This window comes from Pelagibacterium limicola, from assembly GCF_015694405.1.
GTDB lineage: Bacteria > Pseudomonadota > Alphaproteobacteria > Rhizobiales > Devosiaceae > Pelagibacterium > Pelagibacterium limicola.
In genome coordinates this window covers 1-25083 of the sequence record NZ_JADQDB010000005.1, presented here as the reverse complement: position 1 = coordinate 25083, position 25083 = coordinate 1, and the positions used below count along the sequence as shown (strand labels likewise).

Genomic DNA, 25083 nt, shown 5'->3' with positions numbered 1-25083 from the left:
AGCGTCAAAAGGCAACAGTATCAGATGCAGCTATCACATCTCCGCCCATAATGGGAACAGGTGTGGCAAATTCGCGGCAATATAAGGGCAATTTCCCTTTGCGGGAAAAATGATCTATTTGCGCCCTATGCTCAACCCAATGCCCAAGACATTCGTTTATGATCCGCCCCGGGAGCCTTGGCTGTCGTTGATCCATGAGGACGACCACATCCTCGTCTTTGACAAGCCCTCGGGATTGCTGAGCGTCCCGGGCAAGGATCCCACCCTTAACGACAGCCTCCAGTCCCGTGTGCTCGATCGCTGGCCCGGGGTTGGCACGGTGCATCGGCTCGACAAGGATACGTCCGGCGTCGTGGTGATGGCCAAGGACAAGTGGACTCACGGACGGCTCGGTATCCAGTTCGAAAAACGCGTGACGCGAAAGACCTATTTCGCCCGCATATGGGGCTCGCCTGCCGACGAGGAAGGATTCGTCGATCTTCCGCTTGCGACCGATTGGGAAAACAAGCCCCGCCAACAGGTGGATCACGCACGCGGACGACCCGCCCAGACCCGCTGGCAGGTCGTTGCCCGTGAAAGTCAGGTGACGCGTGTGCAGCTTACCCCGCTCACCGGGCGTACCCACCAGCTGAGAGTGCACATGCGGGAAATCGGCCATCCGATCATTGGCGACGAATTTTACGCAACGGGCGAAGCCCTTGCCGCCGCCGACCGCTTGAACCTGCACGCCGCCCATCTCGGCTTCATCCACCCAGCGACCGGTGAAAGCGTCGATTTCCACGCCCCCGTTCCTTTTTGAATACGCTTGCCTTTCATGTCCGGAACGCTGTCGACGCTGCTGTCTCCCGGCCCAATCTAGTGGTTGCGCTTCGTTCGACCTTAAAGTAGGTTCCGGCCAGTTCGCGTGCGGCCCACCGCCCGAAGCACCCGTAGCTCAGCTGGATAGAGCGCTGCCCTCCGAAGGCAGAGGTCAAGTCGGTTTGGGCAAGGAAGGAGACGAAAATAGACAGTGAGAACAAGGATTTGCGAGGTCCTCGTTCTTGGCTTTTAACTCGCAAAAAGTTCACGTAAGCACTGCGTAAGCAGTTGCGACCGATAAGCACCCGTAGCTCAGCTGGATAGAGCGTCGCCCTCCGAAGGCGAAGGCCACAGGTTCGAATCCTGTCGGGTGCGCCAAAACCGCCGGGCTGTCCCCGTCTCTCGCGCACCACCGCAGTGGCTACGCCTGATGAGATTAACTCGTTGTTGGCGCTGACGCTCTCTCCTCTCGGCTTGTAAAATCCGGATCGATGAGATCATCATCGCTTTGTGCGATATTGGTGGGTCAATCATGCGCAGACGATGCGCCAGGAAATCGCCGGCGGCTATCTCTGGTCTCCCGTGACCGAGGCCAACGGCGCCCGCAGCAGATTCTATGACAACATGCGTCTTGCCGCACCCGGCGATCTGGTTCTCTCCTATGCCGAGGGTAGAGTGGGTCGGATTGGGATCGTCGCCGACTTCGCGATCAGCGCTCCCAAGCCCGAGGAGTTCGGTTCGATCGGTGCCTATTGGAATGCCGTCGGATGGCTACTCCCAGTCGAGTGGCTCGACGCCGCCCTGGCCGTCCGGCCCAAAGATATGCTCGCACGGCTGGCGCCACTCCTACCCGCTACGCACTCGCCGATCCAACCCACGACCGGGAACGGCAATCAAAAGGCTTATCTGGCGGAGGTCGACCGCGCCCTCGTCGATCTCGTCCTTGAGGCCGCGAGGTTGCCTCGTGCCGATCTCCTCGTGGCGCCGGCCAAGACGATCTCCGATTTCGCGACGACGCTGGACGATCTCGTCGAGCGAAGCATTCTTGAGGACACGTCCATCGATCGAACGGTCCGCGAGCAGCTGACCCGTGCACGGCGCGGTCAGGGCCTCTTCCGCAAACGTGTCCTCGACGTCGAGCCCATTTGCCGGATCACGGGGATCGACAAGCCCAATCTGCTGATCGCGAGCCATATCAAGCCATGGCGCGCTTGCGGCACGGCCGCGGAACGTCTCGATGGGTTCAATGGCCTGATGCTCGCGCCGCACGCCGATTTCCTGTTCGATCGGGGGCTGATCGGGTTCGAAGACGATGGTCGAGCGCTCTTTTCCTCCCAATTACAGGAGACGGACGCGGTCAAGCTCGGGATGCACACCGTCCAGAGACCGCCACCACGGCCACTCCGGGACGAGAGCAGAGCCTATTTCCACCACCACCGCAGTGCGGTCTACATTCCCTGATGGAGTTTCCCGATAGTTTCCTATAGACAAGTCCGATAGAGTTCTATAGGATACGACTCATGAACGCACATACGACCGATCTCGACCGTCTCCGCGCAGAGGAAGCTGAACTCGAACGCCGCCTCCTTGAGGTGCGCGAGCATCGTGCCCGTCTCGAACGACGCAGCCGGCCGCGGACGCCGGATGGCGGGCGGCCGCTCCGCGAGATCGTCCTCGACTTGCTGGGCGATGCCATGGTGCCGCTCAACTCGCTTCTGATCGCGAACGTGCTGCGCCCACTCCAGGACCGCACGATCCCTTCGACCCGCTTCGGAACGCTCTCCAACGATGAGGCCAAGTCCTTCGACTCGTCCCGGGCCAAGCCAGTCTATCTCTGCCATTGCCTGACCCATGATCAGGGGCAGGCGGTGAAGCGCTTCTGGGCGCGGTCGGACTGGCCGCTCCAGAACCGCATCATCGGGCCGATGTCTGGGCGGCTGCTCTTTCTCGAGGGCGCAGCCTGGACAATCCGCCTGGCGCGTGCCGCGCACCGCAAGGAGCTGGTCGCCGCCAACCCGGAGACTTTGAACTATGTCGCGGCCGACCAGGCGCGCGACGCCGGCCTGCAAGTGCAGCGCGGCATGTTCCCCTATGACGAATGGCTGAAGGCGATCGCGGAACTGATCGGGCGCCATCGTGCTGAGGACGAGAGGACCCGCATCGAAGCGGCCGAGACGCTCGCCACGCGCCTGTCCGAACGCGATCTTCTGTTCGGAGCCCGGGCGCCGCTGGTGTCGCTGCCGGGCTCGAAGCCGGGCTGGGTGAGCGCCGATGAGCGTTAAGGGCAGCACCGCCCTAGTCCGTCTCGCTGGCAACCCGACATGCGAGATCCTCGGGGCCATGGTCATGCAGGAGGGCTCGGAGAAGCGCTTCTACGAGCAGGTCGTGGGCGAGCGCTACGATCGCGAGTTCGGTGAACGCCAATCATCCAAGCGCCGCGGCGCTCAGTTCGAGAGCAACGCGTATGCCGGCGATGCTCGCCTGCTGCGCGAGACGCTGAGCCCGCTTATCGGGCTCGATCCCGACGACGTCCGGGTGCGCAATCTCACCGACGACCACCCCGGCAGCAAGGACGATGCGAGGATCGCACGGCTCAATATCACGCGCGCGATCCTCACCGACAGCATCCGTGGCGGGACCGCACCGCACATCATCGTCCAGCCGCAGCTGCTCATTCCGACTAGCCCGGGCCCGCGGCCTTATTTCTTCATCGCGCCCGATCTGCTGGTCTGGTCGGTGGAACTGGGCTGTTATCTGCCCGGCGATCTCAAATCGTTCATCGTTCGCGAAAATGAGGTCCCCCGGGGAGATCTTGCGCGCGTCCGCCTCCAGCTCGGGGCGCAGGTTCTGGCGCTTCGCCACGAATATCATCGCCTCGACCCAGCGATGTTGGTCGCCCCAAAGGGCTTGCTGATTTTCTCCCGGCCCAACGGCCTGCGCCCCCATGCACCGCGCATCGAGGATCTCGGCGGGGCGGTCGAGGCCATTCGCATCGGTATCGCGGCGTTCCTGCGTCATCGCGAACGTATCAACATGCTGCGCGCCGGCGCGGCGCCTTATACCGTGGCCACCGATCTCGAACCCAATTTCCAGGATGCGTGCCTGGCCAGCTGCGTCATGGCGCAATGGTGCCGCGAACGCGTGGCAGGGCGCGCCGCCGACATGGGTGATGTCGCCGGCGAGGTGCTCGGTGACATAGCGATGGATCGGGTCATCGGCCTCCTGACGGGCGCTGTAGCGCCGGCCGATGAGCACGAACGGATCGTCGCCGAACGGCTTCGGACCCTCGCTGACCAGCATGAAGTGGGGAGAGCGGCATGAACGCGTTCGAGGATACCATCAATCGCGTGGTCGCCCGGTATACCGGCCGCGCACTCGCGACGCGCACGTCGAGTGGCCTCTCGCCCGATCCGGCGATCACCATCGGCATTGCCACGATCAAGATCGTCACCGAGGAGCACATTCAGGCGATCGCGTTCGGCACCTTGGATCGCGATCCTCAAATCGTCGTGCGGCTCGACCCGATCGGCCGCGACGTGGGGGATCTGTGCCCGTTCGCCGATTTCCTCAACGCGACGGTCGATCGGGCGCTTGCGACCGCCAGTGCGATGCGCGTCTGGATTCCCCATGGCGTCACGCTCGAAGCGCTCGACGTGCTCGGCCATCGTTATTGGCGCAACGAGAATGCGCCCGATGAGATCCGGCGCATGGGCGAGACCTGTCGAATCATAGCGCGCGAAGCGATGGTCCCGGGCCAGCAGCTCGTTGCCGATGCGGCGGCCCTGCTGCAGGACCATTGCGTCACGGGCATGGCCCCGATCGAGGCGGGCCACCTCGACGCCATCCTGGCTTGGTTCGATGCCACCGTGACTGATCCCCTGACCGAATCGCGCGAACGCATCCGACTGCCCGCGTCGGGCATTCTCCCGAACACGCCGGACCAACCCATCGATGACCGGATCGATCGTCTGCGCAAGGAGGCCAAGAACGCGGCAGGCGCACGCCGGCACGCGCTGCAAGCGCAGATCGCCGATACATTGCGGCATTGGATTGTTCGGGAATGGCACCTGTTGGTCGAAGGGCGCGGCGCCTTCCTGGCCCTGGGATTGCCGGCGACGGGCCTCGGCAGCCTGGTCGAGGATTCGGCCAAGCGCGTCGAATACGACCTGCAGAACGGTTTCTACCCGGCCCGCGCGCCCCATCGGCTCGCCGCCGAGCTGGGCACGCTCGAGGCCGGCCGTGACAAAGCGGAGCTCGCGGCCCTAGAGAATGACCCGGCACTGCGCGAACAGGCCATACGAGCGGGCGGTGTCGTGATTGGCACGGTCACGAACGTCAGCCAACCCCGCCGCAACTTCAAGCCCTGCGACATCGACGTGGAGTCGGACCAGAACGTCATCCGCTTCCGGCTCGACGACAAGATCAAGATCGTTGGCTGCGGGGTGAAAGGCGTCGTGAGGGCGCTCGGCGCGACCGCCGCCGGCGGCACGCGCATCTCGATAGAGATCACCGAAGGCGTCCGCCAGACCGGAGTGCTCACCGTGGGCGCGCGCGTCGAACTGCTGCGCGACGCCTATGCCTTCGTGAATCACAAGGCTCTGAAGGAGACGAGGAATCGGCAGCCTTGGATCTTCTACGGAGATGCGGCCCCTGCGATTCCACCCCGCCCCTCGACCGGCCAATCGGCGCTCGCGATTGCGCGCGCAGCGAGGCGATGACCATGACCACGGCCATTCGGCAGCGCCAAGACGACGCGGACCGCGTGCTCGATGCCGCGATCGATCATGCTCTCTTCGGCACCGCGCCGCTCACCATCGTGAAGTCGCCGCCCGGTGCCGGCAAAACCTTCCTCGTCGAGTGCGCCACGGCGGTTGCTGTGGCGCGTCCCGCCATGCGCGTGGTCATCGTCACCCCAGGCGTATCGCAGCTCTATGACGTGGCGCGCCGCTTGCTGGACTATCGCTTTCCGCGCACCGAACTCGCTCATGCCAAGCATCGAGTCCTGCCGGTCGACCTCATCGGCCGCATCACGGCGTCGAGCGGATGGGCGCCCGGCCTGAACATCGGCCCAGGCGTGATCGTCACCAACGCCCACCTCCTTGCCGCCTATCTGCACCAGCTCCCGATCGGGACATTCGACCTGATGATCGTGGACGAAGCCTATCAATTGGCCGCTTCCGACTTCATGCCGATCGCGAGCCTCGCCACTCGCGTGCTGATGGTCGGCGATCCAGGGCAGCTCGATCCGGTTACCTCGGCCGACACGACCAACCTTGAGGCCGCGCCGCACAAGATCCACTGGTCGGCCCCTGCCTATGTCTTGGATCGCTTCCCCGGCACGCCCGTGTTCGGGCTTCCCGTGACGCGCCGCTTGCTACCGGACACCGCTGCCCTCGTTCAGGCATCTTTCTATCCCGACCTGCCGTTCGACTCGGTCGTCGACCCCAACAAGCGTCGGTTGCGCTTCGCCGTCTCCGGGCTCGAGCGCGGCATCGACGATGCGCTCGATGCGATCGCTGCGGGGCGGAGTCTCGTAGCCCTGACCTTACCAGGCCGTGCGCCCGCCCATCAGGAGGCCGATCTCGAGTTGGCCGAGCTCATTGCGCACGTCGCCGATCGCGTGCTGGTCCGGCAGGGCGAATGGATCGGGGAGCGCGCGCTGCGCGAGGACGACGTCGGCTGCATCGATCCCCACGTCGTGTCGGGCGGTGCCATCGCCGATCGCCTGCGGCAGCGCGGGCGCGGCGGGCTGCGCGTCGACACGGTCGAACGATGGCAGGGCCTCCAGCTGCCGATCTCGGTTGTTCGTCACCCGCTCTCGCTCCCGGAGCGACCGGTCGCCTTCGATCTCGAAGCAGGCCGGTGGTGCGTGTCGCTGTCCCGCCATCAGATCGGCTGCGTGGTCGTCGCACGCGAGGCGGTTCGCGGTGTTATCGCCGATTACGTCCATGGCTGCGACACGGTCGCCGCCGGCGCGGAGGACGGCACATGGTCCGGTTTCGAAGCGCACCGCCGCATCTGGACCTCGCTCAAGGATCAGGCGCGAGTGTTCTCGGTTTGAATGCGGCGCAGCCAATGCCCGAGCCGATCGGCGGCGTCCTCGATCGGCTCGTGTTCCCAGATACGCATCACCGTCCAGCCCAGCGCCTCCAGACGACGATCCGTGTCGCGATCGCGCGCGACATTGGTCTCGATCTTCTCCCGCCACCACTCGGCGTTGTTCTTGGGCCAAGTGCCGTGCGACGGGCATCCATGCCAAAAGCAGCCGTCGAGGAAGACGGCGAGCCGGGCGCGCGGGAAGACGATATCGACCGTTCGCCGCGAATTGGTCAGCAGCCGTCGATGCAGCCTGAACCGCAGGCCACGACAGTGCAGCGCGGATCGCAGCGCCCGTTCACGCGGATTATCGCGTCCCGTCGTTGCCGCCATTCGTTTGGTGGTCGTAGCGGCGATCGGATCAGGGCGTGTCGGCCGCGTCATGCATCTCGATATGGTGCCGCAAATCGAGGCGAAAAGCCTCCTCGTATCGCAACGTGCTCTGCTCAAGGCGGGAAAGGAACCCGGCGGTCGCCTTGCGGGACAATGGCATCACGCTACGCGTAAGGAATGTCGCCAGATGCTGTTGCACAGCCACCTCGGGCCATTCCGACACCGAGGCAAGGCCTCTGCGGCCATCCATGCCCCAGGCGGCGCTCGGCCATCGGGCTCCTGCGACGATATCCGGATCACCGTCGCCGTCATAGTCCGCGTCGGCCGTCAGCCGCCGGGCGATCCAGCTAGCGAATGGTACGCTGACCGCGTTGCCGACCAGCCGCCAACGTTGGCGAGTCTGGCGGACATCTTCGCCCGGGATGTGCGTCCAGCCGGCCTCGAATCCTTGCAAGCGCTCGGCATCCTCGATCGACGGCACACCGATAAGTCGCCGTTGGGGAAACCAGATTGCGGGTGGCGAGGGAATGTGCAGCGCCGATCCGCCTTTAAGGGGTGGCGTCGCATCGATCGCCCACCCAAGGCCGGTATTGCCTTCCGTCCAATAGAAGCCGCAAGCGTGGACCCCGCGCTTTGTCGGCTTCGGCGCAGCGGCATCGACGCCGAGCAGCGCGGGGCGAGGATCCTTTGCTCGTGATGCCAGGATTACAACGCGACGGCGACGTTGCGGGAGCCCGAACGCCCGCGCATCGACAGTCCGATAGGCCCAGGCGAACCCCATCTCCTCAAGTGAGGTGACGATCCGATCGATCGCGCGGCCACCATCAAGGCTCAGCATGAAAGGAACGTTTTCAAGGACGAGCCAGGTCGGCCCGGGTCTCGCCTTGGCGAGAAGGTCGAGTACAACGTCGATGAGACCGGAGTTCGGTCCCGAGATGCCCTTTCGACGCCCGACCTGGCTCAGATCTTGGCAGGGGAATCCTGCGGTGAGGACGTCGCAAGCCGGCAGCGCTTTCAACGCCCGAACATCCTCCGACAATGCGGCTCTCGGAAAGCGTAGCGCGAGCACGTCGCGGGCGCGCGGATCAGCATCGCAGAGCAGTACGCTGCGATGGCCCTCATTATGAAATCCTTGCTCAAGTCCGCCAATTCCCGCGAACAGCCCAGCTACCGTTAACTGTTCTGGTGACGATCCTGTTGGTACGCACCGTGCATCAACCTCAACTCCAGGCGGAGGAGCTTCTACGTCGAGGATCGATTTCAAATACATATGAACTGGTCCGGTCGTCGACAGAGGGCGATATCGTCGTGAGAACATAGCATGCGCGGCATCCTCACTCGAGCAAATTCGGTGTCCGTAACTCTGCTGAGTAAGCCTTTACCTTCGCCCTCGGGGAACCGCTCTTTGGATAGAGCGGCACCTTTCCAACTTTCAGTCGTCTGCTGATGAGCCGCGCCAACAGTTTTGTCGAAGACGGCAGTATCAAGAAATCAGTCAACGGGCGTGACGAACAGGACCTGTGCTCCTTGTAGCCAAGCCTCCAGCCCGATCTCAGCCGCCGTGGCATCCGCAGGGGTGCGAGCCCGTGACCGAAGATCGCGCTGACGAGGTCGCGACAACCGCGGTAGATCGCGGGTTCTCTCTCGCGTAACAAGCCTCTCCAGTTGAGCTGCAAGAGGTGGACCGGGCTCGCGTGCTCTTGCGGCCGTCTTTTCGACCGCGTCTTCCGGCCGCACCTCGTCAATGGCACGAGGGTCGGAACAGACGTATCGGCTCACCCTATCATAGACAATGCGATGCTCGCCCGGCGCGCCAGCCGCCCCTAGCCGAATCTGCGAAGGCCGAAGCAACAACGATCGTCGCAGGACTTCGCTCGCGTGGAATGCCCTCTCGTAACCGGCCCAGTTGGAGAAGCGTGGCGCAACATAGAACACGTCCGCGCCCTCTTGCTCAAACTCCTCCAGACGCTGGAACTGGTGTTCATCAAGATCGACGTGGTAGCGCCAGAATGGCTTCTGCAGTACCGGGATGCTCTCGGCCGGGCTGAGACGCCGAAACCGCGACAACTGCTGCCCCAACTTGAATTGCAACATGACGACCTGGCCAGGGCCAGAGAAGGCGACATCAAAGCCCAAACTCGCTTCATGCAGCAGACTCGGCAGGAACGGTGTCGCGCGAACACCGGCAGTGGCGAGCCGACGCTCCATCTCGCGCGTGACGCCATAGCCATAGGAAAACTCCGACAATCGTTCGTGGAGATTGATCATGCCGTGCTCCTGCGAGCTGGGGGGCGATGACCAAGCTCAATAGCTTTGCGGCGCTGAGCCGGGCTGAGCGCGCCCCAGAACCGATGCACCCGGCCGGTGGGCATCTGACGCAGGTCCTCAATGTGTTGCGCGCGCCGCAACTCGACCTGGAAGAAGGAGGGATGATGATCAATGCCGAAGCTCTGGAGTTTCCAGAACACGACCGCAGCATATTTCGGCGTGAGCTTCTTGTTGCGTCGGTAGTAGTCGAGCGCGCCGGTCAGGATGGGGTTGGCCTCGGCGGCAGCGAGGCGCTCCAAGGCCTTGACGCAGCCCTGGAGTTGCATCTGCTGCGTCAGCTTCGCAAGCCGGCGCCTGGCCTCATCCGATGACAGCTGCCGGCCATCTTCGAGTACCGCGACGCCGAACTGGAGAATGCAGTGGGATCCTACCCATAGCGTCGCTTTTGTGTAACGGTTCGCAATCTCGAAATGATATCGAAGATCTTGCTGGCCGCAGAGTTCGCAGATCTCGATCGTCGCTTCATGGTCGATCGTATTCTCGGTGAACGTCCACTCCGCAAAGGCAGCCGGGAGGGTGCCGGCGACCGAGCGCGGCAGAATGCTGTCCCGAACCCTTTGTGTATAGCCGGACACTCAGCAGCCTCCTTATTTAAGGCCACTTACCTTAGCAATCTAGCTATTTAAGCCAAGAGGCGTTTGCTTAAATAGCTCATTTCGGCCATGATAATGACATGGCTGACACTTCAACCAACGATAGCCGTCTTGGCCGCTTTATCGAGACTCCCGTCGCGGGCGAGATCGTCCGCGCCTTTGTGCCGCCCCCGCTCCCGCCCGTTCCACCAATCGATGTTCTCTCGCTGCTCGACCGCCTAAGCGTCGCCGAGCGCGCGTTGGGACGCCTCGACGGCATCACCATGCTCCTGCCCCGCCAGGAGCTGTTCCTCTACATGTACGTTCGCAAGGAGGCGGTCCTCTCGTCCCAGATCGAGGGCACCCAATCGACTCTCTCCGATCTCCTCCGTTTCGAAACCGAGGCTCAGGCCGGTGAGCCGATCGACGACATCCGCGAGGTCTCGAACTACGTCGACGCGATGATGTTCGGGCTCGAACGCCTCAACGAGCTGCCGCTATCGCTCCGCCTCATCCGGGAGATGCACGCCCGGCTCCTGCAGAGTGGGCGCGGCGGTACCAAGCACCCAGGGGAATTCCGGCGCTCTCAGAACTGGATCGGCGGCAGCCGACCGGGAAACGCCCTATTCGTCCCGCCACCTGTCACTGAGCTCGACGCGAGCCTCGGTGCTCTGGAAGCCTTCATGCACGAGGACCACTCAAGGCTGCCGGCGCTCATCAAGGCGGGGCTCCTTCACGTCCAGTTCGAGACGATTCACCCGTTTCTTGACGGTAACGGACGCATCGGGCGACTGCTGGTAACTCTTTACCTTTGCGTCCATGGCGTGCTGCGCAAGCCGCTACTCTACCTCAGCCTCTATCTGAAAACGCGCCGCGCAGACTACTACCGGCTCCTCCAGGAAGTCCGCGAGCATGGTTCTTGGGAGGCCTGGCTGGAATTTTTCCTCGATGGAGTCGCGGAGACCGCCAACCAGGCCTTCGACGCCGCGACCCGTATCGTAAATCTATTCAAGCAAGATCGCGAACGCATCACCGCCGAGAGCGAGCGCGCCGGCTCGGCTCTACGCATACACGACCTGATGCAGCAAAACCCCTACGTAACCAGCAATCAGCTCGTCGAGCGGACCGGGCTGTCGGCACCTACGGTGAACGCCGCTCTCACTGACTTGCAGCGCCTCGGCATCGTCGATGAAGTGACTGGCCGGCGCCGCGGCCGCGTCTTTGGGTATCGCCGCTATCTCGCCATCCTCAGCGAAGGCACCGATCCGCTCCCAGCCACCTGATCACCGCTAATCGAAAGTCCACTACTTGCGTCTCGAAAGCGTCACCATCTCCGGCTTCCGCTGCTTCGGTCCCGACCCGCTCAAGGTTCCCTTCAGCCCCGAGGTCACCGCCATCGTCGGCTCCAACGCGGCCGGCAAGACAGCTCTACTCAAGGCGCTCTCCAAGGTCTTTGGCGTTAGCCGCGCCGAGCGCACGATCCATCGCTCCGATTTTCATTTGGCTGCGGACGCTGATCCAGATGACCGCTTGGCGAAGGATCTGGTCATCGACGTGCTGATCGCGCTACCCGAACTGGCCGATGGAACCGCCACGCCTGAGACCGTCGCACCATCCTTTCGGCACATGCTCATCGCCCGCGAAGACAAGCCGCCGGTGTGCCGCATGCGGCTGGAGGCGCGCTGGGAAGACGACAGCACGGTCGAAGGCGAAGTGTCCCAAGACCTTTATTGGGTTGATACGCTCGACGACTCGCCGGCGGACGCCAAAAAGCACCCGGTGCCGCCCGCGGACCGCGGGCTCATCCAGCTCTATTATACGCCGGCGAGCCGAGACGCGAGCGCGCAGGTGCGCGCGACAACCGGCGCGCTTGCCGCTCGCCTTCTGCGCGCAATTGAATGGTCCGACAATGCTCGCGACAGCGTCGACGAGGCAGCGGAGGCGTTGACCGAAGCCTTCGAGGGCGAGAGGGCGATTGCGGCGATCGGCAAGGCGCTCCAGGCACGCTGGTCGTCCCTCCATGACGAGGTTGTCGACACTAAGCCCCGCCTCAGCTTGGTTGGCCGCCGCTTCGAGGAAGTAGTCAGCAGGATTGCGGTCATCTTTGAGCAGGGACCCGACGGGCAAGAGCGGGGACTCGACGGTCTCAGTGACGGCCAGCAGTCGCTCTTCTATTTCGCACTTGCCGCCGCCGTATTCGACATGGAACGCCAGGTGGTCACCGGCAAAGTCGAAGGCTTTCACAAAGATCAGCTGCGAATCCCGGCCCTGTCGATCTTCGCTCTGGAAGAGCCGGAAAATCACCTGTCGCCGTATTTCCTCGCGCGCATCTTGAATCAGGTTCGATCGCTAACCGAAGATGGAGGCGCCCAGGCGCTCGTGACAAGCCACTCGCCCGCGGTACTCAGCCGGGTCGAGCCGCGCGAGGTGCGCTATTGCCGCAGCAATCCCACCACGCGTATCTCTACGATCAAGAAGATCAAGTTGCCGAAGGGCATCGGTGAGGAGGCGAAGTTCGTCCGCGGCGGGATGCTCGCATTCCCCGAGCTCTATTTCGCGCGCTTCGTTCTTCTGGTCGAAGGCGACTCCGAACGTGTGGTGCTGCCGCGCCTGGCCGAGGCGCTCGATCTCTTGATCGATCCGGCCTTTGTCGCGATTGTTCCGCTTGGCGGGCGCCATGTGCAGCACTTTTGGCGGCTGCTCGCTCAGCTTGAAATCCCCTACGCCACCCTAATCGACCTCGATCTAGGCCGGGCAGGAGGGGGGTTCGGCCGCATCAAAACGGCTATCGAGAATCTCGTCGAGTTCGGCGCGCCAAAGCAGGAACTGCTCAAGCTCGACAAGGGTGTCCTGTCCGACGCCGACTTCGCCAAGATGCACACCTGGCAGGATGAGGAAGACCGCAAGATTCTCCGCGGCTGGATCAACTGCCTGAAGAAATACGGGGTCTACTTCTCCGAACCGCTAGATCTGGACCTCGCGATGCTTGCAGCATTCCCGGCTGCCTATGAAGCGACGATCCCCGCCGGCGGCGGCCCGCGTATGGAACCCGATGACGCGGCCAAGGCCGTTCTGGGGGCCAAAGGCCCCGGCCTGACTCTTTACACCGGTCCCTATAAAGACCATCCGCCTCTCTTCCCCGATTACCGCTACCACTTCCTCACGCACAGCAAGCCGGCGACGCACCTTGCCGCGCTAACCCACATCAAGAATGGCGCTCTCAAGGCCGACATGCCGCCAGTATTAGCCGAGTTGCTCGCCCACATCGCGAAAAGCCTGAGGCGCGATTGACCATGGCAGTGCTCGCGCGCCGCATCCGCCCTGATGACTGGACACCGATGGGGGTTGAGGCGCTCGAAGCCAATGCCCTGATCGTCGCAAAGTCCGATGACCATCGCTCGGTGATTGCCGGCCCCGGAGCGGGCAAGACCGAGCTGCTCGCCCAGCGCGCCGCCTTCCTCCTCCAGACCGGCGCGACCCCCGCGCCGCAGCGCATACTAGCAATCAGCTACAAGCGTGACGCCGCAACCAATCTCGCGACGCGCGTGCGCCAGCGCTGCCATCGCAGCCATGCTGCACGTTTTGATTCGATGACCTTCGACGCCTTCGCCAAGGGGCTACTCGACCGATTTGGCCAAGTCCTACCCGAACGCTGGCGGCCGCGCCCTGACTACGAAATCATGTGGACCAACGACGACCTGTTCCGGGGCTTCCTGCACCAACAAGTCGGCGCGCCGCCACCTGAAATCGGCACCATGGCTGACATTCAGGCGATCGGCGTCAAGGCTTTCGAGCGACACCATCTCGTCGGGCACCCGCTCCCGGTCGAGGGGTGGCGGCCCGCACCCGCGCAATGGGCCGCTGATCGCTTCTGGCAGTCCTCGCTTCACGAGGGAGCCAAGACTCGGCTCTCCTTCCCGATGATCGGACGGCTTGTCGAACTCCTCCTTCGATTGAACCCGATGGCTCGCCAAGCGCTGCGCCTGACCTACTCGCATCTGTTCATGGACGAGTTTCAGGACACCACCCAAGTCCAGTACGATCTCGTCAAGACCATCTTTCTCGGGAGCGGGACCGTCATCACGGCGGTCGGCGACAACAAGCAGCAGATCATGCGCTGGGCGATGGCGATGGACGATCCGTTCGCTGCGTTCGACGCCGACTTCGGCGCAGTCCGCACGCCACTTTTCAACAATTATCGCTCCTCCCCCGAACTCGTCCGCATCCAGCACGTCCTCGCCCAAGCGCTCGATCCCATGGCGGCCGAGCCGGTGTCGAAGGCTAAACCCACGATTGACGGCGCGAGTTGCGCGATCTGGGATTTCTCGACGCCCCAAGTCGAAGCCGCGCGGCTCGCAGCCTTCATTGCGGCAGATATGAAGGCATTCGAGCTCAGTCCGCGCGATTTTGTCCTGCTCATCCGTCAGCGTGCTGACCGCTATGCTGCAGTGCTAGAACCAGCCTTTCAAGCTGCCGGGCTCTCGCTCCGCAACGAGGCGAGCATGATCGGCGCTGTCGCGCTACAAGACCTTTTGCCAGATGAGGCGTCACGGCTTATCATCGGCCTACTTCGCCTGGCCACGAGCCCACGCGCCGGACGCTACTGGTCAGAATGCCAGGAAGCACTATCCGTGCTTCGGGGAATTGGTCCCGATGACGCAAGCGCGCAGGGGCGTTTCGCCCGCGAGCTCGACGAATTTGCGTTAGGCCTCGCTAAGCGTCATCCAGCACCCACTACCGATCGGGCCCAAACGGTTGCTGTGGTCCGCGAGGCGGTGCGATTTATTGGCCGCGACCGCCTGCTCGCCGCTCATCCCGCCTATGCCCAAGGCAATTGGCTTGGCAAGATCCTAGAAGCCGCCGTGCTTCACCTGACTGCTTCTGCCGCGGGTGCCGCCGACTGGTCCGCCGCACTCGACGCCTATGAAGGCGTCCACGCAGTTCCGCTGATGACGATCCACAAGAGCAAGGGCTTAGAATACCACACTGTCATCTTCGTTGGCCTCGATGATGATGCGTGGCGCCGCAGCTTCGTTGAGGATCAGGTCGAAGCGACCGCAGGGTTCTTCGTGGCCTTCACTCGGGCCAAGCAGCGCGTACTTTTCACCTATTGCGCCCGCCGAGGCGCTCGGCAGGCCATCGCAACGCTGTATCAGCTACTTCTCGGTGCCGGGGTTCAGATAGTCGAAGTCGCCTGACCCACGTCCGAAATAAGTCGCATACTTCGGACATGAAATGTGGCGCTGGCCAGCCTGTGTCCCCAATATGCCTTTATATCGGAAGCGACCGCCGATTGGCGCCGCCCCCGCACGCTGCAGGCGCGACACTTGACAGCTGGAAATCGGCAGTCTGCAGATCGGCTATTGCAGAGCCGTAATCGCAAAATGAACCAGAGTGGGGAAGGCCTTCCCCTGCGGCCGAGCTATATGTCTCGGCCGACCCCTTCTGCGGGGACACCCCGCAACGCCCCTAAAGAGTGAGAGTGCGGACCCGGCTTGCCGTGACGGGTTGAGAGCTGGAGGAGAGGCCTTCGGCGCCCGTCGCGGAGAACCGCGATGGCCACGAAAGGCGCACGCGTCCGGCATGGCTCCGAGAGGGCCGGCCTCTATGACGAAATCACGAACAGGATCATCTCCGAGCTCGAGAGGGGCTCCGTCCCCTGGGTCCAGCCATGGGGGACCGCCGGGGCGAAGGCGCCGCTCGCGATGCCCGGGAACGCGGCGACAGGGCGCCAATATTCCGGGATCAACGTCCTAATCCTCTGGGGCGCCGTCATCGAGCATGGCTTTCCCGGCCAGAGCTGGCTAACCTTCCGCCAGGCCCTTTCCCTCGGTGGCAACGTCCGCAAAGGCGAGCGCGGCACGACCGTCGTTTACGCCGACAGGTTCATTCCCGACGAGGAGAAGAGGCGCGCTCGCGAGGTTGGCGAGGAAGCCTAGGCGATTCCGTTCCTCAAACGCTTCACCGTATTCAATACCGCGCAGTGCGAAAACCTGCCGGAGAGCATTACGGCGACAGCGCCACCACCGCCGCCAGACCTGATTGAGCCCAGGGTCGAAGCGCTGATCGAGTCGACCGGCATCGACTTTCGCATCGGCGGCAATCACGCCTTCTATGCGCCGGGGCAGGACTACGTGCAGGTCCCGCCGCCGCAGGCCTATTTCGAGCCCATCAACTGGCATCGCACGGCGCTGCACGAGCTCGGGCATGCGACCGGGCATAGATCGCGCCTCGATCGCGACCTCACCGGTTCCTTCGGCTCCAAGAAATACGCCTTCGAGGAACTGGTTGCGGAGATGAACGCCGCCTTCTGCTGCGCCTCGCTCGGCATCGTGCCGACGGTGCGGCACGCCGACTATATCGCTTCCTGGCTCCAGCTCCTGCGGGATGACAATCGCGCGATCGTCCGCGCGGCCTCGCAGGCGAGCAAGGCCGCCGACTATCTGCTCGGCTTCCTGCCGGAGCACCATCCCGGAGAAGGTACCGAAGCTCCCGTCGAATGGGCGGTCGCCTGAACTCCGGAAAGCCGGAGAACCGGATTCACGGCTCTCCGGCTCGGCGACCTTACGCTTTTCCTGATCATCGGTTCTGCGGCGCCGTCCCCCAGAGTGAGAGGGCGGCGCTGCGCTTCGTGACGGGTTGGAGGCCGAGAGAGAGGCTTTCGGCGGCCCGTCGCGGAGTACATCGTCATGGCTACTGCTGCGAAGAAGATCACCCTGTCGCCCTCGCGCGACATTCCCTTCAACAGGCTCGTTCTCAGCCAGTCGAATGTCCGGCGCGTGAAGGCCGGCGTCTCGATCGAGGAACTCGCCGAGGACATTGCCTGTCGGGGCCTGCTCCAGGGCCTCAGCGTCCGGCCTGTCGTGGACGAAGCCGGCGCTGAGACCGGTATGTTCGAGATTCCGGCGGGCGGACGTCGCTACCGCGCGCTGGAACTGCTGGTTAAGCAGAAGCGGCTGGCGAAGACCGCGCCCGTGCCTTGCGTCGTGCGCGAGGGCGGCATCGCCGAGGAGGACTCGCTCGCAGAGAACGTCCAGCGCGCGCCGCTCCATCCGCTCGACCAGTTCCGCGCCTTCCTTGCGCTCAAGGAGAAAGGCCAGTCCGAGGAGGAGATCGCGGCCGCCTTCTTCGTCTCGGTCAATGTCGTCAAGCAGCGGCTGAAGCTCGCCTCGGTCTCTCCCAAGCTGCTCGATCTCTATGCCGAGGACGGCATGACGCTTGACCAGTTGATGGCCTTCACCGTCTCGGGCGATCACGAGCGGCAGGAGCAGGTGTTCGAGCGGCTGCAGCAGTCCTACGACAAGCAGCCCTATGTCATCCGGCGCATGCTCACCGAGGGCGCCGTGCGCGCCTCCGACAAGCGGGCGCAGTTCATCGGCATCGACGCCTATGTCGAGGCAGGCGGCACGATCCTGCGTGACCTTTTCCAGGGCGACGACGGGGGCTGGCTGCAGGACGTCGCGCTCGTCGACATGATGGTCGCCGAGAAGCTGCGCGAGGAATCGCAGGCGATCGCCGCCGAAGGCTGGAAGTGGATCGAGGTCGCCCCCGATTTCGCCTATGGCCATACTTTCGGACTTCGCCAGCTCCGCGGTGAACCCGCGCCGCTCTCGGTCGAGGAGGAGGAGGCCCGCAAAGCCTTGCAGGCGGAGTTTGACCGCCTGACCGAGGAATACGCCGACGCCGACGAACTGCCGGAGGCAATCGATGAGCGCTTCGGCGAGCTCGAAACCGCGCTCGAAGCTTTCGAGGCGAGGCCGCTGACCTTCGATCCGGCCGAGATCGCACGCGCGGGTGCTTTCGTCAGCATCGGACATGACGGCCGGCTCCGCGTGGAGCGAGGGCATGTCCGCCCGGAGGACGAGGAGCCCGTCGTCCCGGACGCCGCCTCGGCCGACGGATCCGAGGAGCCGGTCCATGCAGCGAACGATGATATGGACGGCGGCGAGACGAGCGCCGCGTCCGAGGCTCCGGCCGATCCGGATGAGGACGATGGCCTGGGGCCGATCTCGGACCGCCTCCTGACGGAGCTGACCGCGCATCGTACCCTGGGCCTGCGTAAGGCGCTTGGCGAGCGACCCGATGTCGCGTTCGTTGCAGCGCTTCACGCTCTGACGCTTAAGGTCTTCTATCACTATGGCTCGGACAGCTGCCTCGAGCTTGATCTCAAGAGCGTGGGCTTCAGCGCGCAGGCGCCGGGGCTGAACGACAGCGCGTCCGCATTGGCGATCACCGCCCGGCACGAGCGCTGGGGCAAGCGCCTGCCCAAGGATTCCGCTGACCTGTGGGATGCTCTCCAGCGCCTCGATGGGCAGAGCCAGGCGGATCTGTTCGCTCACGTCGTCGGCCTCTCGGTGAACGCCGTGCACGAACCGTGGAACAGGCGGCCCCGCGCGCTCGCTCATGCGGATCGTCTGGCCGGAGCGGTCGGCCTCGACATGGCCGCCGCGGGTTGGACGCCAACCGTGGATGCCTTCCTCGGCCGCGTCACCAAAGCGCGCATCCTCCATGCCGTTGCGGAGGCGAAGGGTCAGGATGCCGCCGACCGCATCGCCCATCTCAAGAAGGGCGACATGGCGACCGAAGCCGAGCGCCTGCTGGTTGGTAGCGGCTGGCTTCCCGAACCGCTGCACACGCCCGGGCCAGCGTTGAATGAGACGCTCGACGCTGATGGTGCCGAGGCCGAGCCAACCGGCGAAGAAACGGCGGGCGACGGCGGCGAAACGGCCATGGCCGATGAGGAGCCGACGGAGGAGAATGACCCTGCCGACGACGCACCCCACGCGATCGCGGCCGAGTGAACGTCAACGACTTGTATGACTGGGCCCGCCGGCAACGGCGGGCCTTCTTTTTTGAGGAGCACATCATGGCGGACTCGCCGCACAGCCTCTCACGCCGCCTCGCCGACCGAGCCGAGGCGGTTTGCCGCCACTATCTGTCGAACGGTCGCCGCCACGGAAGCTACTGGCTTGTAGGGGACGTGCGTAACACGTCGGGCCGCTCGATGTTTGTCCGGCTCAAGGACTCGCCGAAAGGGTCTGCTGGCAAGTGGACCGACGCCGCCACCGGAGAGCACGGCGATCTGCTCGACGTCATCCGGCAAAGCTGTGGTCTCGCCGACTTCAAGGACGTTGCCGACGAGGCCCGATCCTTCCTCAGCATGCCGCCACCCGAGCCGAGACCGACCGCTATGCGTGAGGCCCCGGCGCCGCATGGCTCACCCGAGGCCGCCCGCCGCCTGTTCGCCATGGCGCGGCCGATCACGGGCACGCTCGTAGAATCGTATCTCCGCAAACGCGGGATTACGGATTTGCGCGGAACCGGAAATCTGCGTTTCCACCCGCGCTGCTACTATCGGCCGGACGAGCATTCGCCGACCGAGACCTGGCCGGCCATGATCGCCGCGGTCACCGGCGTCGACGGCAGAATCACCGGAGCGCATCGAACCTGGCTCGATCCGGGACGACGAGACAAGGCGCCACTCGACACGCCGCGTCGGGCAATGGGCGACCTTCTCGGAAATGCGGTCCGCTTCAGCATCGGCGGCGAGGTCATGGCGGCCGGCGAAGGCATCGAGACCGTCTTGTCGGTCCGCCAGGTCTTGCCCGACATGCCGATGATGGCGGCGCTCTCGGCAGCGCATCTCGCTGCCGTCCTGTTCCCGGACACGCTGCGCCGGCTCTACATCCTGCGCGACGACGATCCGGCCGGCGATGTCGCACGGGACAGTCTGGTCGCACGGGCAAACGAAGCCGGGATAGAGGCGATCGTCATCTCGCCTCAACTGGGCGACTTCAACGAGGATCTGCGCACCCTCGGCCTTGAAGCTCTGCGCAGCCGAACCCGGATGCAGATCGGGCCGCAGGACGTCCAACGCTTCATGACGCTGGCGGCCTAGCCGGCACGAGGAACGTGGCGGCGGGCGCCATCGTGCCCCTCGGGATGCGTCATTCCGTCTGGGAGGACCGCGCCTCGGCCTTCGAGAGGGCGATCGGCCCACAAGCCGGCCAGCCGGCAATGGCGGCGGCCGACTATTTTCCGGCGCGGCCTGAAGGCCACTTTCCATCGCGAGGCAAAATAGCCGGCCTTAGCCATCAGGCCCTGCGCTGTGCTCCGGGTGCCCGGCCGACCGGCCTGTGGGATTCGTCGCCATGAAGGCCGCGATGGTCGCGGTCCAATCGACGGAGCCCCCCATGCGCGAGCACGACGACGAACCGCACCACGAATCCTCACCCACCGACCATGTGCTCAATGAACTCCAACTCCACGGCTACCGGCCCTTCGCCGACGAACCCGACCAGCGACTCCTCCCGGATGGCAACGCGGTAGCGGGCGCCGTCGCAGACATCTTCGACGCGCTGATCGTTACGCTGGAGGACACGCGCCTCGAACCCGACCTCGACGATCTCCTCTGGTCGATGGCCAACGTCTTCCAGCGCGCGACCGAGCGGATTGCTCGCCAGCTGGACGACAACGAGCAGGCACAGAAGCGCTCGCAACGGGAACAGGACGGCAGCGAGGTGAAGTCGGTCGAACTCGAGCGCCTGATCGCTGAGGGCATAACGCTGATCGAGCGCCAGAACGCCTTCGAGCTGATGCGCGACCAGGCTGCCGAACACTACGAGCGCCACGTCGGCAAGCCTTGGCTCCCGCGCAGCGGATCAAAGGTCAACCACCGCAATCTCACCTCGGCGATGATCGACAGCCGCGATTTCCTGATGGCGAAGAAACGCGCGGAACAGCAAGTGCTGCTGCCTCCCGGCCCGAAGATCGTCGTCACCGGCGGGCTCGACTTCAACGACCACCAGTTGATCTGGGCTAAGCTCGACCTGGCGCATGCGAAGCACCCCGACATGGTGCTGGTTCACGGCAAGTCGCCGAAGGGCGCCGAGAAGATCGCCTCACTTTGGGCGAGGAACCGCAACGTTCCGCAGATCGGCTTCGCACCCGACTGGACGAAGCACGGCCGAGCCGCGCCCTTTAAGCGCAACGACCAGATGCTCGAGATTGTGCCGAGGGGCGTGATGCACTTCCCGGGCACGGGCATCAATGACAACCTTGCTGACAAGGCCAGGAAGCTCGGCATCCCGGTCTGGAGGTTTGGCGGCGCTTGAGCGCCGCCCATCACACGGTCGCCAGATCGAGTTCAATGAGTGGCTTGCCGTTTATATCCCAATCGATGCCGATTAGCATCGCTTCGTTGCAACATTGTAGGAGGAACAAATGGAAACCAAGTTGCGGGGGGTCTTTCTAACGAGCGAGAACCCCGAAAAGGCAGCAAAATTCTACCAGCAAGTCGCCGCGCTCCCGATCGATGCCGTCGGAACACCTGAGACTTATGTCTATTGGCGCCTTGATCTCGATGGCGTGCAATTGTCGATCCACGACGCACAGGCCTTTGCATCGTATACGCATCCCGCGCTGCGAGAATCTAACCTCACGCACCTGTACTTCCAGATTACGGAACAGAAAGCGTTCCTCGCGCATCTCGATCAGCTCGGAATCGCACCGAGTGCCGTTGACGATGTCGTGGTCACCGTCATTGATCCAGATGGCCGCCATGTGATGTTCGGGACCGCCTAGCCCTGGAGGTGGTGCGAGTGAACGACCGCCGGCAGCTGTAGGTCCATCCAGCGTCCGCGTCGTCCTCCGGTTGAACACCCGCTTCTCGTCCGACTGGAATTGCTGCTGAACGTCGGTGACGGGGTCGCAACAAGCCCCTTCGACGCTTCGGCATCCCGCTCCAGCTCCGGCACAGGAGCACCACCCCGCCTGTCTGCGCTGATCCTTGGTCCGACTGATCGCTTGACGCCATCAACCCGTAAAGGGTCGGCTATGCGAGCATGCCGCCGCTGCGGCTCAGCCTGCGCGGTGATCGCAGCGTTCAGTCCGACACATCGGGCGCCTGTCAGCGGGGGATGATCCTCCGCTCGGAACAGGAGCCGGATCGATGTCCCTCAACGACGCTCACGCCTTCGCCTTCAGCCTCGCCACCACGCTGATGACGACCATTATCATCCTTCAAGCCGGAGACGGCACCCTCTCGGTGATGCTTGCCAGCGAGTATGATGGCGACAGCGCCGCGATCATCCGCGAGATCGACCCCTTCGCCTCCTGAGAACAGCGAGCCGCTCGGGCCGAACGGAGATGGCCCCAGATTTCCGCTCCCGACGCGGCTCGTTATACGCTACATTTTCAGCGCGCCGCGGTGGTGGTGGAAGGCGCGACCGTCAGACCTTGTCCGAACGGAGACCACCGCCATGATCGTCCTCGCTATGCTTGCGTCCCTCGCGGCGATCGGCTTGCTTTGCTGGTTGCTTTTCACGTTGGCCGTCTTCGCGGTGCCGGCATTCGTCGGTGTGACCGTGGGCGTCTGGGCGCACGGCACCGGTGCTGGCATTCCCGGCGCCATTCTGGTTGGCGCCTTCGCCGCTGCCATCACGCTGGCTGCCGGACGTCTGCTGATAACCTTCGCCAGGCAGATGTGGCTCAAGTTGATTGTGGCCGCCGCTTTCGTCGCTCCAGCGGCGATCGCCGGCTTCTATGCGACCTATGGGATCGTGAAGCACGTCATGCCTTCCGATGCATGGCAGGTCATATTTTCCATTATCGGCGCTATCGCGGTCGGCATCACCGCTTTCTTACGGGTCGCCGCCTCGTTTGATACGCGGCCGAAGGGCGAATATCCGGCTGTTGCGCGAGGAACCTGACTAGCTCAAGTCCGCGCGGCGATGGCGGCCGCCGCACCGCCCATCATACCGGCACTGATACGGTTAGCGGCGCGCATGGCCCGTTCGCTCTTCAGGAACTTACGTGCCTGCGCGGCTGCAAACACCCAGGCGATGTCGATCCCGATGAGCACGATCGCCATTGTAAGCGTCAGTTCCAGCCAGCCGACGACCGTAACTGCCGCGAGGTCAACGATTGTCGGCAGAAGCGCCATGTAGAACATCATGATCTTCGGGTTGCCAAGCGTGACGGCCATGCCCGCAATGAAGAGCTTTATCGGCGAATCCTCACGCGGTATCTCGCCGTCGCGTAGCTTCACCGGCGCGAACCACATCTTCCAGGCCAGATAGAGCAGATAGACAACACCCAGCCACTTCACGACGACGAAGGCGAGGTGAAAAGTCTGCGCCACGACCGCCAGTCCAAACACCGCCAGCGACAGCCAGATGCCTTCGCCGATCCACATGGCGAGCAGGAACGGAAACACGTCGCGAAAACCCTTCGAGATCACGCGGGCCACTAGAGCGGCTACCGAGGGACCCGGCGATCCGGCGGCGACGAGCAACGCACCGGCGAAGATGAGCAGAGAGGTGATGTCCATGACAGGTCGCCTTTAGGGTGAGGTCTCATATTCCGGTTCAACGCCCGTGCCTCCGACATGACGTTCCAACCAGACGGTAGCGAACGCGCAGACCGGGGCAGCATCGACGAGCACCGACCGTGCTTCGCCAACCTGGCCCTCCTTGCCTCGCCCACTCGCCAGGAACTCCTGCACAATCACGCCGAAGTAGTCCTCGTCAAGGGTAGGCACGATCGGGTCCGACGTATCAAACTCATTGATGAACCGCCATTCCACGCCCCCGGATACCGAAAACGGCACCTCATAGCGGCGCAGGCGCTTGTTCGGAATCTGAGCCAAATGCTCAGCATGATGAAGAAGTGTCATCGTGTCGAGCGGGGCGCCGACCATCAGAACCTTGCCTCCGACCTCCACAAGCTTTGCGAATGGAGAGCCTTCACCATAGCCGTAATCGAGCGGATGATCAGCCACTAGCCACTCGGCCCGGGCGCCAATCGCCGCCACCGAGGCGCCTGGGTTGCCGCTGCGTCGCGCGCCCGGCGTCGTGCGAATAAATTCGGGGAGGACGCCGTTGTCGCGGTTGGCGCGGGAGCTGGCAGGATCGAACGCCGGAATGTGGACGCGCCATTCGGCCAGGACCCGTCCGCCTTCGTCCAGCAGCTCGTCGTAAGCGCCGTCCCAATCCGTGTAGGCCAGGATCGTGCCCGCCGATCCAACCGCGTCAAGAAGAGCGCCGATAAGCGCGTCCGGACCATAGAGCAGTCGTCCAAGCTGGCTGACAGCCGCGTGGACCATGACCATGTCGCCGGCCTGAACGCCGAGGTTCTTCAAATCGTCGCGGACCGAAGTGCGTGTGTGGAATCGGGTGGCTGGAATCATGTCGTAAGATCAGCAGAAATAGGGTCTCATAACCAGTAGCTGACTGCCGCGGCGATCCGCTACATCGAAAATCGACAATGGCTGCTTCCGTTTTGTCGTGAGGCATCCCGTCGACCGGCATGGCGGATCGCAGTCACCGGCAAGGTCGCCGTGGGCATAACCGCGTTCATGCGGGTTTGGGGGATGGCACCAGACGGTCCGACCGGCGTCCCGCGCGACCCCGGTCTTCGTCATCGCTGCTTGAAGGACCTGACCAACAGTAGCGACCGCTTCACATCGTCCCACGCGACTGCGATGGCGTATGCCGCGCCGATCGAACGCGGCGGCACGGGAAGCGCTGCCCGGTCCGAGTGTTTGCGTGGCAAGGCTGTATCTCGGCGGCATGCACTACCCTGTACATGGCGTTCGTCCCGAAGGCTGCGATGGCCACGATGCAGCAGTGGGCCTAGCGAGAGTGCATGAAGCCGGTGAGCGTGCCGCAACGGTTTGCCGGTGGGAGAGATGGCCGCCATGTTCTCCGTTGTCTGGCCGTGCCAAGACCGCTCCACACGGCCTCTTCAAATGGCCTGATCTGGCCGAAGGGCGGCTGACGCCTCGATCGCCTATGGCGCAACAGCCGCGTCCAACTTTCTTCCCCTGCCGTGTAAGCTGCAGGTGCTTTCGGGACATCTTCTTTTGAGATTATAGTTTTTCGCGCAGCACCTCGTAAGGGGTTTTTCCGTTGAACGCGCCGTGAGGCCTTGCGAAGTTGTAGAAGCGTTCCCATTC

At 63.7% G+C, this 25083-nt stretch carries 21 protein-coding genes, 1 tRNA gene and 2 pseudogenes; 17 read left to right on the top strand and 7 right to left on the bottom strand.

The genetic code is table 11. The features are described from left to right. The first annotated feature begins 139 nt into the window (after nucleotides 1-139). From I2G20_RS10995 to I2G20_RS10965, 7 genes are all read left to right on the top strand, one after another. Nucleotides 140-799 (top strand): RluA family pseudouridine synthase, encoded by a 660-nt coding sequence (locus tag I2G20_RS10995; protein ID WP_246473038.1) that lies wholly within the window; start codon nucleotides 140-142, stop codon nucleotides 797-799. A 300-nt stretch (nucleotides 800-1099) separates the two neighbouring features. Next, nucleotides 1100-1176 (top strand) — tRNA-Arg (locus I2G20_RS10990). A gap of 165 nt (nucleotides 1177-1341) precedes the next feature. After that, nucleotides 1342-2259: an HNH endonuclease gene (locus tag I2G20_RS10985; protein ID WP_246473037.1), complete on the top strand. Its 918-nt coding sequence runs from the start codon at nucleotides 1342-1344 to the stop codon at nucleotides 2257-2259. A gap of 59 nt (nucleotides 2260-2318) precedes the next feature. Further along, entirely contained in the window at nucleotides 2319-3080 is a 762-nt protein-coding gene (locus tag I2G20_RS10980; RefSeq protein ID WP_196259768.1) for a hypothetical protein, read from the top strand. Then, complete coding sequence (locus I2G20_RS10975; RefSeq protein WP_196259767.1) at nucleotides 3070-4119, top strand: hypothetical protein; 1050 nt, start codon at nucleotides 3070-3072, stop codon at nucleotides 4117-4119. Before I2G20_RS10980 ends, I2G20_RS10975 begins: the two co-directional genes overlap by 11 nt. Beyond that, nucleotides 4116-5516 (top strand): hypothetical protein, encoded by a 1401-nt coding sequence (locus I2G20_RS10970; protein WP_196259766.1) that lies wholly within the window; start codon nucleotides 4116-4118, stop codon nucleotides 5514-5516. The genes I2G20_RS10975 and I2G20_RS10970 overlap by 4 nt, the downstream gene beginning before the upstream one ends. A 2-nt stretch (nucleotides 5517-5518) precedes the next feature. After that, complete coding sequence (locus I2G20_RS10965) at nucleotides 5519-6859, top strand: AAA domain-containing protein (RefSeq protein ID WP_196259765.1); 1341 nt, start codon at nucleotides 5519-5521, stop codon at nucleotides 6857-6859. On the opposite strand, the gene vsr is transcribed toward I2G20_RS10965, so the two are convergent. The 4 genes from vsr to I2G20_RS10945 form a co-directional block, all read right to left on the bottom strand. Then, on the bottom strand, nucleotides 6835-7278 hold the full coding sequence (gene vsr / locus I2G20_RS10960; RefSeq protein WP_196259764.1) for a DNA mismatch endonuclease Vsr: 444 nt from the start codon (nucleotides 7276-7278) through the stop codon (nucleotides 6835-6837). The two genes, I2G20_RS10965 and vsr, sit on opposite strands and share 25 nt — an antisense overlap. Then, on the bottom strand, nucleotides 7256-8497 hold the full coding sequence (locus tag I2G20_RS10955) for a DNA cytosine methyltransferase (RefSeq protein WP_196259763.1): 1242 nt from the start codon (nucleotides 8495-8497) through the stop codon (nucleotides 7256-7258). Before I2G20_RS10955 ends, vsr begins: the two co-directional genes overlap by 23 nt. Before the next feature lie 221 nt (nucleotides 8498-8718). After that, entirely contained in the window at nucleotides 8719-9495 is a 777-nt protein-coding gene (locus I2G20_RS10950; protein ID WP_196259762.1) for a hypothetical protein, read from the bottom strand. After that, entirely contained in the window at nucleotides 9492-10130 is a 639-nt protein-coding gene (locus I2G20_RS10945; protein ID WP_196259761.1) for a hypothetical protein, read from the bottom strand. The genes I2G20_RS10950 and I2G20_RS10945 overlap by 4 nt, the downstream gene beginning before the upstream one ends. Before the next feature lie 98 nt (nucleotides 10131-10228). Here I2G20_RS10945 and I2G20_RS10940 point away from each other — a divergent pair, with 98 nt between their 5' ends. From I2G20_RS10940 to I2G20_RS10895, 10 genes and pseudogenes are all read left to right on the top strand, one after another. Continuing rightward, nucleotides 10229-11410, top strand: a complete 1182-nt coding sequence (locus tag I2G20_RS10940) for a Fic family protein (RefSeq protein ID WP_196259760.1) — start codon at nucleotides 10229-10231, stop codon at nucleotides 11408-11410. 25 nt (nucleotides 11411-11435) lie between these two features. After that, the gene (locus I2G20_RS10935) at nucleotides 11436-13418 is read left to right on the top strand and encodes an ATP-dependent nuclease (protein WP_196259759.1); all 1983 of its coding nucleotides are present in this window, start codon (nucleotides 11436-11438) and stop codon (nucleotides 13416-13418) included. A gap of 2 nt (nucleotides 13419-13420) precedes the next feature. Further along, on the top strand, nucleotides 13421-15325 hold the full coding sequence (locus I2G20_RS10930) for a UvrD-helicase domain-containing protein (RefSeq protein WP_196259758.1): 1905 nt from the start codon (nucleotides 13421-13423) through the stop codon (nucleotides 15323-15325). A gap of 357 nt (nucleotides 15326-15682) precedes the next feature. Continuing rightward, nucleotides 15683-16642, top strand: a pseudogene (locus tag I2G20_RS10925) (ArdC family protein). Between the two features lie 174 nt (nucleotides 16643-16816). After that, on the top strand, nucleotides 16817-18928 hold the full coding sequence (locus I2G20_RS10920) for a ParB/RepB/Spo0J family partition protein (RefSeq protein WP_196259757.1): 2112 nt from the start codon (nucleotides 16817-16819) through the stop codon (nucleotides 18926-18928). Nucleotides 18929-18993: 65 nt separating this feature from the next. After that, nucleotides 18994-20025 carry a DUF7146 domain-containing protein gene (locus I2G20_RS10915; protein ID WP_196260081.1) on the top strand — a complete coding sequence of 344 codons (1032 nt, stop codon included), beginning with the start codon at nucleotides 18994-18996 and terminating at the stop codon, nucleotides 20023-20025. Between the two features lie 295 nt (nucleotides 20026-20320). Then, nucleotides 20321-21241 carry a DUF2493 domain-containing protein gene (locus tag I2G20_RS10910; RefSeq protein WP_196259756.1) on the top strand — a complete coding sequence of 307 codons (921 nt, stop codon included), beginning with the start codon at nucleotides 20321-20323 and terminating at the stop codon, nucleotides 21239-21241. Nucleotides 21242-21350: 109 nt separating this feature from the next. Beyond that, complete coding sequence (locus tag I2G20_RS10905; protein ID WP_196259755.1) at nucleotides 21351-21710, top strand: VOC family protein; 360 nt, start codon at nucleotides 21351-21353, stop codon at nucleotides 21708-21710. Nucleotides 21711-22077: 367 nt separating this feature from the next. Next, nucleotides 22078-22245, top strand: a complete 168-nt coding sequence (locus I2G20_RS10900) for a hypothetical protein (protein WP_196259754.1) — start codon at nucleotides 22078-22080, stop codon at nucleotides 22243-22245. Between the two features lie 142 nt (nucleotides 22246-22387). Then, the gene (locus I2G20_RS10895) at nucleotides 22388-22837 is read left to right on the top strand and encodes a hypothetical protein (protein WP_196259753.1); all 450 of its coding nucleotides are present in this window, start codon (nucleotides 22388-22390) and stop codon (nucleotides 22835-22837) included. A gap of 5 nt (nucleotides 22838-22842) precedes the next feature. Here I2G20_RS10895 and I2G20_RS10890 read toward each other — a convergent pair whose 3' ends face one another. The 3 genes and pseudogenes from I2G20_RS10890 to I2G20_RS10880 form a co-directional block, all read right to left on the bottom strand. Next, the gene (locus I2G20_RS10890; protein ID WP_196259752.1) at nucleotides 22843-23457 is read right to left on the bottom strand and encodes a LysE family translocator; all 615 of its coding nucleotides are present in this window, start codon (nucleotides 23455-23457) and stop codon (nucleotides 22843-22845) included. 12 nt (nucleotides 23458-23469) lie between these two features. Next, nucleotides 23470-24315, bottom strand: coding sequence for an aminoglycoside 3-N-acetyltransferase (gene aac(3) / locus I2G20_RS10885; protein WP_196259751.1), 846 nt, complete (start codon nucleotides 24313-24315; stop codon nucleotides 23470-23472). A 681-nt stretch (nucleotides 24316-24996) separates the two neighbouring features. After that, nucleotides 24997-25083: pseudogene (locus I2G20_RS10880) on the bottom strand (IS481 family transposase); the annotation flags it as partial.